Origin of the sequence: Mycobacterium stomatepiae, from assembly GCF_010731715.1 — a bacterium.
GTDB lineage: Bacteria > Actinomycetota > Actinomycetes > Mycobacteriales > Mycobacteriaceae > Mycobacterium > Mycobacterium stomatepiae.
On record NZ_AP022587.1, the window covers coordinates 332,649 to 345,592 of the forward strand.

The following is a 12,944-nucleotide window of genomic DNA, read 5'->3' on the forward strand; positions in this document are numbered from 1 at the left end:
TGTTCGAGTATAGCGAGCGACTCCGACATTGATGCTGTTAAGGCGGCCGGTCGATGATGGTCGTGGCAGCCGCTGCCGGTGGTGACTCTTGCACTGACTGACGCAAGTATCGAGATTGCGGCGGGTTGCGATGGGCACACTCTTGCAGTGCAGACGATGGAATATGCCCCGGGCCGCTCGGCCGATGTCTTCGGCGATCCAACACAACCGGCCATCCTGCTGTGGCACGGCATGCAATCCAATGCCCGCGCCGTCGTCCGGCCTCTGGCCCAGTTGCTCGCCGGCCACGGAGCCGGCGTCGTGGTGCCCGACTGGAACTCCCACGTCGGCGACGGAGGCCACGCGGACCTATTGCGTTCGGTTGAATTCATGCAGCGGCGCAGCGACAGCTTCGTGCTCGTCGGCTGGTCTATGGGAGGTCTGGCGGCGGCAGGTCTGACGCTTTCCGATCAAGTTCTCCCGGGTTCGATAATCCATACGGTCTGTCTGGCAGGTGCTTTCATGGCGCCCGACCCGATCACCGGCCGTAACCTCAGCGAGGGGATGACTCCTGAACGCGACGGTCCACCGTTCACGTTGCTGCATGGCCTGGCCGACGACGTGGTCCCGGTGACGGCCAGCCGAGACTTCGCCGCCCACCTGGAGCGAGTCGGGTGGCCGGTGGAACTGATCGAGCTGGTCGCCGATCACGGGTCGATCGCCGGCGCCGAGTACGACCCGGCCGTGGACCGCTACTACGCCGCAGAGGTGCCAGAGGTCACTCGTGAAGTCGCCGCACGGATCGCGGCGATACTCGGCAAATGAATCGGCTTTGAACCCGCGCGTTCCGCCGCCCTTTGTGGCAATGTTTGCTGAGGGGGCGTACGCACGGAGAGCTGTGATGTTCGGGATAGCGAATCGCTTGGCACTCATCGTCCCGGTCGCCTTCGCGCTGGCCGTGATCACGACCTCGGTGTCGCCGGCAGTCAGCAGAGCGGCCCAATGTGGCGAAGGCACGATTTACGACGCGCCATCCAACACGTGCATCGTCGCCGCGCCCGCGCCACCGCAAGCCCTGCCGCCTCCACCGCCACCGCCACCGCCCCCGCCGCCGACCTGGTCCGCCCCCGCGCCGCGCGTCTGGGTCAGCATCTGCGCGCCCATCCGATTTATCAGCATCTGCACCGGGACCTGAGCGGCCGCCGCGCCTCCGATTGTCGCCTTGCGGTACGAATGATGGGTGGCTGAGCCGACTATCGTCCTGCTGTCGACGTCTGACACCGACCTGATCAGCGCCCGTTCCAGCGGGAAAAACTATCGGTGGGCCAACCCGGCGCGGCTGTCCGACGAGGAGCTGCCCGACCTCTTAGCCGACGCGCAGATCGTGGTGGTCCGGATCCTGGGCGGCTATCGCGCCTGGCAAAGTGGCATCGACGCGGTGATCGGCAGTGGCATTCCGACGATCCTGGTCAGCGGCGAGCAGGCCGCCGACGCCGAGTTGACCGGACTGTCCACGCTGGCCGCCGGCATCGCGGTGCAGGCGCACATCTACCTAGCGCACGGAGGCGTGGAGAATCTGCGCCAGCTGCATGCGTTCCTGTCCGACACCGTGCTGATGACCGGCGTCGGCTTCACCGAGCCCGTGGTGACCCCGACCTGGGGTGAACTGGAGCGGCCGAATTCGCGGCACATCGATGGCCCGACGATCGCGGTGCTGTATTACCGCGCGCAGCATCTGGCCGGCAACACGTCCTACATCGAATCGCTGTGCATGGCGATCGAAGACACCGGCGGACGGCCGCTGCCCGTCTATTGTGCGTCGCTGCGCACCGCCGAACCCGAACTGCTGCAACGGCTGAGAGACGCAGACGCGATGGTGGTCACGGTGCTGGCCGCCGGGGGACTCAAGCCCGCGACCGTGTCGGCCGGCGGGTATGACGACAGCTGGAACGTCGAACACCTTGCCGCGCTGGACGTTCCGATCCTGCAGGGTCTGTGTCTGACGAGCTCGCGCGCTCAGTGGAACGAGAATGACGACGGCCTGTCTCCGTTGGACGTGGCAACCCAGGTGGCGGTGCCGGAGTTCGACGGCCGCATCATCACCGTGCCGTTCTCGTTCAAGGAGATCGACGACGACGGGCTGATCTCGTATGTCGCCGATCCGGAACGCTGCGCACGGGTCGCGGGCCTGGCCATCCGGCACGCGCAGCTGCGGCACGTCGCCCCCGCGGACAAGCGAGTGGCCCTGGTGTTCTCGGCGTATCCCACCAAGCACGCCCGCATTGGAAACGCCGTCGGGCTGGACACCCCGGCCAGTGCGGTGGCACTGCTGCGCACGATGCGTGACCGTGGTTACCGGATCGGCGATCTGCCCGGCGTGGAGGCCAACGACGGCGATGCCCTGATCCACGCGTTGATCGAACGCGGCGGCCAGGACCCCGACTGGCTCACCCACGAGCAACTGGCCGGCAACCCGATCAGGGTGCCTGCCGCGGACTACCGGCGCTGGTTCGCCACGCTGCCCGAAGAGTTCCGCGAGGCCGTCGAAACCCATTGGGGTCCGGCACCTGGCGAACTGTTCGTTGACCGCGAGCACGATCCCGACGGCGAGACCGTCGTTGCCGCAATACAATCGGACAACCTGGTGCTGATGGTGCAGCCGCCGCGTGGGTTCGGCGAGAATCCCGTCGCCATTTACCACGACCCGGACCTGCCGCCCAGCCACCACTACCTGGCCGCTTACCATTGGCTGGACGCCGGATTCGGCGCGCACGCGGTGGTACACCTCGGTAAGCACGGCAATCTGGAATGGCTCCCCGGCAAGACGCTGGGCATGTCGGCGGCCTGCGGATCCGACGCCGCGCTGGGCAACCTGCCGCTGATCTACCCGTTCCTGGTCAACGACCCCGGGGAGGGCACCCAGGCCAAGAGGCGGGCCCACGCGGTGCTCGTCGACCACCTGATCCCGCCGATGGCTCGCGCCGAAAGCTACGGCGAAATCGCGCGTTTGGAGCAACTGCTCGACGAGCACGCCAACGTCGCCGCCCTGGATCCCGCCAAGCTGCCCGCCATCCGTCAGCAGATCTGGACGCTGATCCGGGCCGCCAAGATGGACCACGATCTGGGGCTGACCGAGCGGCCGGAGGAAGACTCGTTCGACGACATGCTGCTGCACGTCGACGGCTGGCTGTGCGAGATCAAGGATGTGCAGATTCGCGACGGACTGCACATCCTCGGGCAAAAGCCCACGGGCGAAGCAGAACTCGACCTGGTTCTGGCCATTCTCCGGGCCCGCCAACTGTTCGGCGGTGAGCAGGCGATCCCCGGCCTGCGACAGGCGCTCGGCCTCGCCGAAGACGGCACCGACGAGCGGACCACCGTCGATCAAACCGAGGCCATCGCCCGCGAACTGGTCGCGTCGCTGCAAGCCACCGGCTGGAACCCCGATACTGTCGACACGATCACCGACAACGCCGACGTCGCCACCGTTTTAAGGTTCGCGGCCACCGAGGTGGTGCCCCGGCTGGCCGGCACCGCCGCGGAGATCGACCAGGTCTTAAGGGCGCTGGACGGCCGGTTCATTCCGTCCGGCCCGTCGGGCTCGCCGCTGCGCGGCCTGGTCAATGTGCTGCCCACCGGCCGCAACTTCTACTCCGTCGACCCGAAGGCGGTCCCGTCCCGGCTGGCCTGGGAAGCCGGTGTTGCACTTGCCGATTCGCTGCTGGGCCGGTATCGCGACGACCACGGCGAGTGGCCGCAATCAGTCGGGCTGTCGGTGTGGGGCACCTCGGCGATGCGCACCGCCGGCGACGACATCGCCGAAGTCCTTGCACTGCTGGGTGTGCGCCCTGTCTGGGACGATGCGTCGCGGCGAGTGGTCGGTTTGACGCCGATCCCGCTGGCCGAGTTGGGGCGTCCGCGGATCGACGTGACCGTGCGGATCTCCGGGTTCTTCCGCGACGCGTTCCCGCATGTCGTCACGATGCTCGACGACGCGGTGGGCTTGGTCGCCGAACTCGACGAGCCCGCCGACAGCAACTATGTCAGGGCGCACGCGCAGGTTGATCTGGCTCAGCATGGCGACCAACGACGGGCCACCACACGGATTTTCGGGTCGAAGCCGGGTACCTACGGCGCCGGGCTGCTGCAGCTGATCGACAGCCGGAACTGGCGCGACGACGCCGATCTCGCGCAGGTGTACACCGCCTGGGGCGGCTTCGCCTACGGACGCGATCTCGACGGCCGCGAGGCGGTCGACGACATGAACCGCCAGTACCGGCGAATTGCGGTGGCCGCCAAGAACACCGACACCCGCGAGCATGACATCGCCGACTCCGACGATTACTTCCAATACCACGGCGGCATGGTCGCCACGGTGCGAGCGCTGACCGGCACGACGCCGGCCGCCTACATCGGCGACAACACCCGACCCGACGCGATCCGCACCCGCACCCTCTCGGAGGAGACCACGCGGGTGTTTCGCGCCCGGGTGGTCAATCCCCGCTGGATGGCCGCGATGCGTCGGCACGGCTACAAGGGCGCATTCGAGATGGCGGCCACCGTCGACTACCTCTTCGGCTACGACGCCACCGCGGGCGTAATGGCCGACTGGATGTATGAACAGCTGACCGAGCGCTATGTGCTGGATCCGGAGAACCGCAAGTTCATGACGGAATCCAACCCATGGGCGTTGCACGGCATGGCCGAACGGCTGTTGGAGGCGGCCGGGCGCGGCATGTGGGCCGAGCCGCAGCAGGAAACGATTGACGGACTGCGCCAAGCGCTGCTGGAAACCGAGGGCGATCTCGAAGGCTGACCTAGATGAAATCCGACCCGCCGTCGACATTCACCGTGGCTCCGGTGACGTAGCCGTTTCGCCGGGATGCCAGGTACGCGGTGATGGATGCGACCTCTTCGGGAAGCCCGGCGCGACGAAGGTCGCAGGGTTGGTGAAAGTTGTTGTCGATCCAGGTCATCACGTCGTGCGGGTCGGTGGCGTCCAGGCCGTCGGCCGCCAGGACGTCCTTCAGGTTTTCGGTGAAGCTGGCGGTCACGATGGTCCCCGGACACACGCAGTTGACCAAGATACCGTCGGAGGCAAGGCTTTTGGAGAGATTTTTGGTGACGCTCGCCAACGCCGCTTTCGACGCCGTATAGGCGACGATGCGCGGGTTCTGTCGTTGAATCGAGTGCGCGGACAGCGTCACGATGCGGGCCCAGTCCGCCGCGCGCAGCAGCGGCAACGAGGCGCGAATCGACCGCACGCCCGACATCGTGCCCAACGCAAAGGCTTCATCCCACTCGGCGTCGTCCATCTGCTCGAAGTAGCCGTCGCCCGGGCTGATCGTATGGACCAGGCTATTGAGTCGGCCCCAGCGCTCGGCGACCATTGCGAAGCCATCCGAGATCGACTTGGCATCGGTCATATCCACGCTGATGCCCACCGCGTCGGGAGCGCCGGCCTGCAGGAGTGATCCCACGGCTGCGTCGAGTGCGTGCTGACCGCGCGCCATGACCGCCACGCAGGCCCCCTCGGCCGCAAGGGCTTCGGCAATGGCCAGTCCCATCCCTTTGCTGCCGCCGGTGACGACGGCGGTCGATCCGGCAAAGCCCAGCTCCATGGATACTCCTTCGGTCAGATCTGATCGATCGCCTCGGGCGCCACGCCCAATGCGCGCAGGCAGAACCGGAGTGCGTCGTCGCGGACCGCGACGCGATCGCAATCGCCGGTCTGCCACTGCCGATTGATGCTTGCCCATACGACGCCCTGGATGAACTCGGCTTCGGTCACCGGATCGACGTCGTGGAACACCCCGTGCTGCAGGCCGCGCCGCAACGCGTCGCTGAGCGGCTTGAGCATTTCGGCGTACGCAGGCCGAATCAGGCCGGGGGAGGCGAACGTCTGCGACTGAGCTTCCAGCGACAGCCGCCGCAGATCGGATTTGATCGTGTCGTCGAACGCCAAGTCGAGCCGCCCGTCGATCCACGCCGCAACCGCTTCGATCTCGTTGGCCGCGGCCGACATTCGGCGTTGCAGCCGCCGCCTTTCTGCCCGCGCGGTCTCCAGGAAGACGGCGGCAACCAGTTCGTCTTTGGAGTCGAAATGCCGATAGAAGGCGCGGGTACTCAACTTGGCGCGGTCCAGCACCGCGGCAATACTCAGTCCGCGAACTCCGTGCTCGCGCAGGGTTGTCGACGCGGCGGCCAGAATTTCGCGGCGCACCGCCGGGTCTGGCTCCAGCTTGTCGCGGCGTCGCGTCCGAGGCGCGCCCTCAGGCTGTTGCGTCATAGGCGGCAAGGTAGTCGGCGAACCGTTCCCGAACTCCGTCGGGGGTCAGGCCGTAGTCGGCCAGGTCGTAGTCGTGTGCGCCGCGAGAGCCGGGTTTGTGCCCCTCGGCCCACTGACCGACCGCGTTCGAGGTGGCGTCGGTAAAGCTCAACCGCAGGCGTTCGTAGCCAGCTTGCAGCGTGCGCACCGGGTCGGTCTGCAAGTCGGCGAAGGAGACGTCGGCGAAACGTTCGTCACCCATCCGAGCGCGGAAATCCATTGCCCGCCGGACGGCTTCGACCCAGCTGTCGACCTGTTCGGCACCCAGCTCCTGGGGATCGTTGCGGTCGCTGCTCCAGCTGCGGACATATTGGATCAGGCTGCACACCGAACCCATCACCATGGCCGGATCGCGGTGGCTCCACAGGAATCGGGCGTTCGGGTACGCCTCGACGAGCGCGTCGAGGGCGAACATGTGCACGGGGGTTTTGAGGTGCCACAAAACCGGTGGGCAATGCCATTGCAACAGCTTGAGCACCCGCCGGTGAAAGGAGTACGTCTCGCGCATGTCGCAGTCCATCAGCCACGCCAGGTATCCCGGAGCACGCACCGCACCGTCAAAGTGGAAGGTACGAAAGCTCATTCCCATCAGGTCCTGGCATTCGGTCGCGGCCGTCGCTTCCGAGTTGTGCATCGTCTTCATCAACGGGAACATGTCGTCGAGCATGTTCAGGCCGGCCTCGGCCTGCGCGATCCGTGGATCGCTGTGCTGCGTCGCGGCCTCCGGCGGCGGCGTGGGTGCCTGGGATTCCCACATCCGCAGCGACCGGAATTGCGGATCAGCTGCCACCAGCTGGCTCAGGGCCGTGGTGCCGGTGCGGGGTAGGCCGATCACGAAGACGGGGCCGTCGATCACCTCGTCGTCGATCTCGGGATGCCGTCGGTAGGTGTCCTCGATGTGGAGGCGCTGAATCAGCGCGTTGCTGATGGTCGCGTGCTGGATGACCCGCCCCATCTCGTTGAGGTCCGCCTCGGTGTTCAGTGCGTCGACGATGCGCTCGAGTCCTTCGCGGTAGTACGAGGATCCGAAATCGTCGAGACCGGTCGCGGCACTTGCGCCGTTTTCCAACTTGTCGGCGTCAAACGTCATCGGGCGAATCTCTCGCGGACGGCCTCGCGCCGCGCCGCGAGGATGCAGGCCCGCTGCTCGGCGGTCACCGTCGCGGTGTCGGGCGGCAATTGGGCACGAATGTCGTCGAACGGCACCACACGCGTCGTCGGGGTCGGCGCCGTTGCGGTGCGCACGCAGCGCAAGATGATCGGCCCATTGCTATGGCCGGCCGTATCAAGCCAATTCGCGACACCCGGATCCTCAGCGCAGAGCACCACTCGCACCAGGCCGTCCGAATCCGCCGCCGCCTGATAGGCATTCAGGCTGGATTGATGTCGCCCGTAATGAATCGTCTCCCACCACGGATTTCCGATGGAAAAACTCCAGTAAACCCCTTCGGGGGGAACGACTTCCACGACCAGCGCCTCGCCGGGGTCCAACTCCCAGCGACCGATCACCGGCCGGTTCTCTGCCGCCGCGCCGATATCGGAGCGGTCGATCGGCGGCAGGAATCCGTTCGTCGGCGCTGCGGCACCGAATTGCAGGAAGAATGCCAGATTGTCCTGGACGAAATCACCGAGGGCGATCAGCTGTCGTGACACCGCCACGGTCGGATCGACCGAGCGGTGTGCTGTGCCGACCGCATCGCCGAGCCGCTCGATGCGCAGCGTCGACGCAACTTCGGTGTTCCAGTCGTAGAAAAAGTGCCGCACGGTCAACGTCGGGTGATCGCCGTCGAGCCGCATCCAATTGCCGGGCCGTTCGTCGGGGGAAAGCACCACCTCAAAGTTCCCGTCGGCGTCCACCTCGAGTTCGTCGACCAGTTCGTTGGCCGTCGCGACGTTGCCGTTCATCGTCTGCAGCCCGACGTAGCGTGCTGTACCCCGATTTCCGAACAGCCGATAGCTTTCACCGCCGCGCAGCACGGCACTGGTGTAAACGCAGTCCGGACACTCCATTCCCCAGGTCACCAGGTCGTCGGTGCTGGCGGCCCGCACAGACAGGATCGGGTCGGGGTCGAACCGCAGCACCTCGTGGATTCCCGCGGTGAGCAGCACCAGCAGGTGGCGCATGCCCGAGGCGAGATCGACCCGATTTCGGCTCGCCGGATCGGATTGCACGATCTGCGCTGCCTCGTTGAGCCGTTCCTGTAGATACGACCATGCCTGGGACAGGTCCATATCGTCGTGGTCGGAACCCGCCAGCGTTGACTCGGTGATCGAAAACGGCAGCCATGCCATCGGCCTCTTCGGATCGCTCACGGGCTTCTTCGCTCCGGTCGCTTAACTGAAAACATGGTTTTCACTTAACACGATGGCACTTGAGTGCTGAGAATGTCAACGTTCGCGGGTAGGTTGAGACCGTGACGCCCACCTTCGCCGACCTCGCCAAGGCGCAATACATCTTGCTGACCACCTTCACCAAGGACGGGCGCGCCAAGCCGACTCCCATCTGGACCGCGGTGGACGGCGACCGGCTGCTCGCGATCACGCAAGGAAACTCGTGGAAGGTCAAGCGGATTCGCAATGCACCCCGCGTGACGATGGCCACCTGCACGATGCGCGGCCGCCCGACGAGCGACGCGGTCGAGGGCACCGCGGCCCTGCTCGACAAGTCGGACACGGGCACCGTGTACGACGCGATCGGTAAGCGTTACGGCATCGTCGGCTCGGTCTTCAACTTCTTCAGCAAGCTGCGCGGCGGCATGGAGAACAATATCGGCCTTGAGCTCCGGGTGCCCCAGGGTTAGAGCCCGATGGGTACTGTCCTGATCCCGATCCCGGACCGTGACTTCGATCCGACCGAGGTCGCCGTGAGCTGGCGGGTCTTGACCGACAACGGTCATCGGGTGATCTTTGCGACCGAAAGCGGCACCCCCGCCGTCGCCGACGACATCATGGTGACCGGTCGGGGTCTGGATATCTGGTCCGCGCTACCGGTATTGAGCTCCTTCCCGCTCGTCGGGCTGGCGCTGCGCGCCAACACGAATGGTCGTGATGCCTATGCCGCGATGGTGCGCTCGCCGGAGTATCGGCGTCCCGGTCGCTGGAAAGATGCCACGCTGGACGGCATCGACGCGCTCGTGCTGCCCGGCGGCCATCGCGCCCGCGGCATGCGCAGCTATATCGACAGCGACATCCTGCAGCGCCTGGTGGTGGAAGCCTTTGGCCGCGAACTGATCGTCGGCGCGATTTGTCACGGGGTGTTATTGGCCGCGCGCAGTGTCGATCCCGGCTCGGGTCGTTCGGTGCTCTACGGCCGCAAGACCACGGCGCTCACCTGGGCGATGGAGGGGCTGGCCTGGCGGCTGACCCGGATCACCCGATTCTGGGATCCGGACTACTACCGGACCTACACCGAACAACCCGGCCAGGGATGCGGCTATATGTCCGTGCAGTCGGAAGTCACTCGCGCGCTTGAAGATCCGGCGGATTTTCGCGACGTCGAGCGCGGCACGCCGCACTGGCGGCGGAAGTCTTCCGGGATGGCACGGGACACGGCCACCGACCCGCGGCCCGCGTTCGTCGTCGACGACGGCAACTACATCTCGGCACGCTGGCCCGGCGATACGCACACGTTCGCGGGTGTCGTATCGGACAAGCTAAGCCTTTAGATGCTCCCCGAAGAACGAGAAGACCCGGCTCCACGCGTCCTCGGTCGCGGCGTCGTCGTAGCCGAAACCCGCGATCCGCAACAGCGGTTGGGCAGGAAGGGTGTTCGCGAAGCTGTGCCCGACACCGGGATAGACCTTGACGTCACTGGTGATCTGCTTGGCCGCAATGACTTTGCGCAACTTCTCGGGTGCGCCCTTGCCCAGCGGGTCACGCTCGCCGAAGCTCGCCACGATTGGACACGCGCCCTGCAGCGTGTCGTTCAGATGGCGCGGCAGGGGAGCGCCGTAGAACGGCGCCGAAGCGCCAAAACCCTTGGGCGACATCACGAGTGCGAACTGACCGCCCATGCAGAAGCCGGCGATGCCGACCTGTCCGGAACAGTCCGGCCGGTTTCGCAAGTGATCGCGGGCGGCAATAATGTCGTCGAGAGCGCGGCCGCGCTGGGTCATCAGCTCACGCATGACCCGGGTGATGCACCGGATGCGCCCGCCCCGCGCGTACATATTCGGCGTCAGCGCCAGATATCCGGCCTGGGCGACGCGGTCGTTGATCGACTCTTTGTCCCGGCTGTAGCCGAAGGCGTCATGGATCACCACCACACCCGGCCAGGGGCCACTTCCGGGTGGAATGCTCAGCAGCGCATCGATAGGTCCGTCCGGGGTATCGATCTCAATCGTGGTCATATCGTCATCTAACTGCAGCCGCGACACCGATCACCAGGGGAACTCAAGTGCAGCCCGCAGACGTTGGCATCACATGGTGAGCCGGTTGTTACTCCTTTACGCCGTTGTCGAGCTGGCGGCGATTTTCGCGCTGGTCTGGACGGTCGGGTGGGGCTGGACGCTGCTGGGTCTGCTGGTCACGTTCGTTCTTGGCTGGGGACTGCTGGCGCCGATCGCCGGCTCGCAGCTGATCCGCGACATCGGGCAGATGCGCTCGGGTCTGAAGGAACCGCGCACCACGCTGGGCGACGGTGCCCTGGTGACCACGGCGACGGCGCTCGTCCTCGTTCCAGGATTCGTGACCACGGTTTTGGGCATGTTGCTGCTGCTTCCGCCGATCCGTGCGGCCGCCGGGCCCGGATTGACCAGGATCGCGCTGCGGAATTTCCAGCGACACGCACCGCTGGTCAGCTATACGTCCACCTTCTCCGGGACCTTCACCGGCTACCGTCCCGACAACGCGGGTGCGCGCGGCGACTATATCGACGGCGAGGTCATCGACGTCCACGACGTCGAGCCGGCCCCATTGCCGAAGACCCGGCCCGTCGACGACCACTGGGGTGGCCCCCGATACGCGGCCGGCCCGAACTGATCGCCCTAGGCGCTGCTCCACGTAGTTTTGCGGTGTGACACCGATTCCGACGACGCTGCTGCTCAACGGGCGGGTGCACAGCCCTACCCATCCCGACGCGACCGCGATGGCGGTGCGCGGCGGGGTTGTGGCATGGCTGGGCAGCGACGACGTCGGTCGCCGGCAGTTTCCCGACGCCGAAGTTGTGGACCTCGACGGTGGCTTCGTGGCTCCCGGATTCGTGGACAGCCATATTCATGTGACCGCGACCGGCCTCACGCTCAGCGGGCTGAACCTGCGGGGGGCCACCTCGCGCGGGCAGTGCCTGCGGATGGTCGCCGCGTATGCCGCCGCACGCCCAGGCGAGCCGATCTGGGGGCACGGCTGGGACGAGTCGTCATGGCCAGAAAACGGCCCGCCGTCCACCGCCGATCTCGACGCGGTGCTCGGCGATCGGCCGGCCTACCTGGCGCGCGTTGACGTCCACTCGGCGCTGGCGTCGACGGGGCTGCGCAGGCTGGTTCCGGAGCTCACCGCGGCGCGCGGTTTCGCCCCCGACGGACCGCTGACCGGCGACGCGCACCACCTGGTCCGGGCCGTCGCCCGTGGCCTGCTGACGGCCGCACAGCTAGCAGAAGCCAGATCGGCCGCGTTGGGGGCAGCGGCCGCGTCCGGCATCGTCGCCGTCCACGAATGCGCGGGACCCGAGATCGGTGGCCTCGACGACTGGCTGCAACTGCGCGCCCTCGATCACGGCGTCGAAGTGATCGGCTGCTGGGGCGAAGCGGTAACCACCGCAGGGCAGGTCCGCGCGTTGATGGAGCAGACCGGCGCCCGCGGGCTGGCCGGCGACCTGTTCGTCGACGGGGCCCTGGGGTCGCACACCGCCTGGCTGCATGAGCCCTACACCGACGCCCCGGACCGTGTCGGCACCTGTTATCTCGACGCCGACGTCATCGAGGCACATCTGCGAGCTTGCACCGAGGCGCAGGTGACGGCAGGTTTCCACGTCATCGGCGACGCGGCGGTCTCGGCGGCCGTCGATGCCTTCGAACGAGTGGTCGCCGACCTCGGAGTGGTCGCCGTCGCCCGCTGCGGGCACCGGCTGGAGCACCTCGAGATGGTGACTGCCGACCAAGCCGCCAAACTCGGCGCGTGGGGCGTCATCGCCAGCGTGCAGCCCAACTTCGACGCGCTGTGGGGTGGTCGCGACGGGATGTACGCCGACCGTCTGGGCGCCGAACGAGGCAGCCGGCTCAACCCACTTGCGCTGTTAGCATCCCAAGGCGTGCCCCTCGCGCTAGGTTCCGACGCCCCCGTGACGGGTTTCGATCCGTGGGGAAGCGTGCGCGCGGCGGTCCATCACCGCACCGCGGGCAGCGGAGTGTCGGCGCGGGCCGCGTTCGCCGGTGCTACTCGCGGCGGTTGGCGCGCCGGTGGTGTCCGTGACGACAACATGGGCGCCCTGGTGCCGGGTGCTCCCGCCTCCTACGCGGTGTGGGACGCCGGAGACCTTGACGTCCACGCTCCCGACGACAGCGTCCAGCGATGGTCCACCGACCCGCGATCACGCGTTCCCGCGTTGCCCAGGCTGGACCCGGCCGATGACCTGCCGCGATGCCGGCGAACCGTCCACCGGGGCGCTGTGATCCATGGCTAGTGAAGACGTCGAGGCGGA

Annotated in this window: 12 protein-coding genes; 7 read left to right on the plus strand and 5 right to left on the minus strand. The window is 66.7% G+C overall.

Going from position 1 to position 12,944, the window contains the following annotated elements; all coding sequences use genetic code 11:
* Positions 1 to 147: 147 nt before the first annotated feature.
* From G6N54_RS01670 to cobN, 3 genes are all read left to right on the plus strand, one after another.
* On the plus strand, positions 148 to 804 hold the full coding sequence (locus G6N54_RS01670) for an alpha/beta hydrolase (protein ID WP_179969145.1): 657 nt from the start codon (positions 148 to 150) through the stop codon (positions 802 to 804).
* 76 nt (positions 805 to 880) lie between these two features.
* On the plus strand, positions 881 to 1,174 hold the full coding sequence (locus G6N54_RS01675) for a hypothetical protein (RefSeq protein ID WP_163788317.1): 294 nt from the start codon (positions 881 to 883) through the stop codon (positions 1,172 to 1,174).
* Positions 1,175 to 1,219: 45 nt separating this feature from the next.
* Positions 1,220 to 4,795 carry a cobaltochelatase subunit CobN gene (gene cobN, locus G6N54_RS01680; RefSeq protein WP_163788318.1) on the plus strand — a complete coding sequence of 1,192 codons (3,576 nt, stop codon included), beginning with the start codon at positions 1,220 to 1,222 and terminating at the stop codon, positions 4,793 to 4,795.
* A 1-nt stretch (position 4,796) separates the two neighbouring features.
* On the opposite strand, the gene G6N54_RS01685 is transcribed toward cobN, so the two are convergent.
* From G6N54_RS01685 to G6N54_RS01700, 4 genes are read right to left on the minus strand one after another with little or no spacing between them, the layout of a single operon-like run.
* Entirely contained in the window at positions 4,797 to 5,600 is an 804-nt protein-coding gene (locus tag G6N54_RS01685; RefSeq protein ID WP_163788319.1) for an SDR family NAD(P)-dependent oxidoreductase, read from the minus strand.
* A 14-nt stretch (positions 5,601 to 5,614) separates the two neighbouring features.
* A complete protein-coding gene (locus G6N54_RS01690) occupies positions 5,615 to 6,268 on the minus strand; it encodes a TetR/AcrR family transcriptional regulator (protein ID WP_163788320.1) in 654 nt (217 codons plus the stop codon).
* Positions 6,252 to 7,397, minus strand: coding sequence for a sulfotransferase family protein (locus G6N54_RS01695; RefSeq protein ID WP_163788321.1), 1,146 nt, complete (start codon positions 7,395 to 7,397; stop codon positions 6,252 to 6,254). Before G6N54_RS01695 ends, G6N54_RS01690 begins: the two co-directional genes overlap by 17 nt.
* A complete protein-coding gene (locus G6N54_RS01700) occupies positions 7,394 to 8,620 on the minus strand; it encodes a DUF1214 domain-containing protein (RefSeq protein WP_179969146.1) in 1,227 nt (408 codons plus the stop codon). The genes G6N54_RS01695 and G6N54_RS01700 overlap by 4 nt, the downstream gene beginning before the upstream one ends.
* A 101-nt stretch (positions 8,621 to 8,721) precedes the next feature.
* On the opposite strand from G6N54_RS01700, the gene G6N54_RS01705 reads away from it, so the two are divergent.
* Positions 8,722 to 9,108, plus strand: coding sequence for a PPOX class F420-dependent oxidoreductase (locus tag G6N54_RS01705; RefSeq protein WP_163788322.1), 387 nt, complete (start codon positions 8,722 to 8,724; stop codon positions 9,106 to 9,108).
* Positions 9,109 to 9,114: 6 nt separating this feature from the next.
* On the plus strand, positions 9,115 to 9,972 hold the full coding sequence (locus G6N54_RS01710; RefSeq protein ID WP_163788323.1) for a type 1 glutamine amidotransferase domain-containing protein: 858 nt from the start codon (positions 9,115 to 9,117) through the stop codon (positions 9,970 to 9,972).
* Here G6N54_RS01710 and G6N54_RS01715 read toward each other — a convergent pair.
* Positions 9,961 to 10,656, minus strand: a complete 696-nt coding sequence (locus G6N54_RS01715; RefSeq protein ID WP_163788324.1) for a dienelactone hydrolase family protein — start codon at positions 10,654 to 10,656, stop codon at positions 9,961 to 9,963. The genes G6N54_RS01710 and G6N54_RS01715 overlap by 12 nt on opposite strands.
* 73 nt (positions 10,657 to 10,729) lie before the next feature.
* Here G6N54_RS01715 and G6N54_RS01720 point away from each other — a divergent pair, with 73 nt between their 5' ends.
* Complete coding sequence (locus tag G6N54_RS01720) at positions 10,730 to 11,287, plus strand: FxsA family protein (RefSeq protein WP_163788325.1); 558 nt, start codon at positions 10,730 to 10,732, stop codon at positions 11,285 to 11,287.
* 34 nt (positions 11,288 to 11,321) lie between these two features.
* Positions 11,322 to 12,926, plus strand: coding sequence for an amidohydrolase (locus G6N54_RS01725; protein WP_163788326.1), 1,605 nt, complete (start codon positions 11,322 to 11,324; stop codon positions 12,924 to 12,926).
* Positions 12,927 to 12,944: the final 18 nt, after the last annotated feature.

Coding starts and splice junctions, on each gene's coding strand:
- G6N54_RS01715 (WP_163788324.1), bottom strand. CDS start 10,656: ATGACCACGATTGAGATCGATACCCCGGACGGACCTATCGATGCGCTG.
- G6N54_RS01675 (WP_163788317.1), top strand. CDS start 881: ATGTTCGGGATAGCGAATCGCTTGGCACTCATCGTCCCGGTCGCCTTC.
- G6N54_RS01720 (WP_163788325.1), top strand. CDS start 10,730: ATGGTGAGCCGGTTGTTACTCCTTTACGCCGTTGTCGAGCTGGCGGCG.
- G6N54_RS01685 (WP_163788319.1), bottom strand. CDS start 5,600: ATGGAGCTGGGCTTTGCCGGATCGACCGCCGTCGTCACCGGCGGCAGC.
- G6N54_RS01690 (WP_163788320.1), bottom strand. CDS start 6,268: ATGACGCAACAGCCTGAGGGCGCGCCTCGGACGCGACGCCGCGACAAG.
- G6N54_RS01710 (WP_163788323.1), top strand. CDS start 9,115: ATGGGTACTGTCCTGATCCCGATCCCGGACCGTGACTTCGATCCGACC.
- G6N54_RS01695 (WP_163788321.1), bottom strand. CDS start 7,397: ATGACGTTTGACGCCGACAAGTTGGAAAACGGCGCAAGTGCCGCGACC.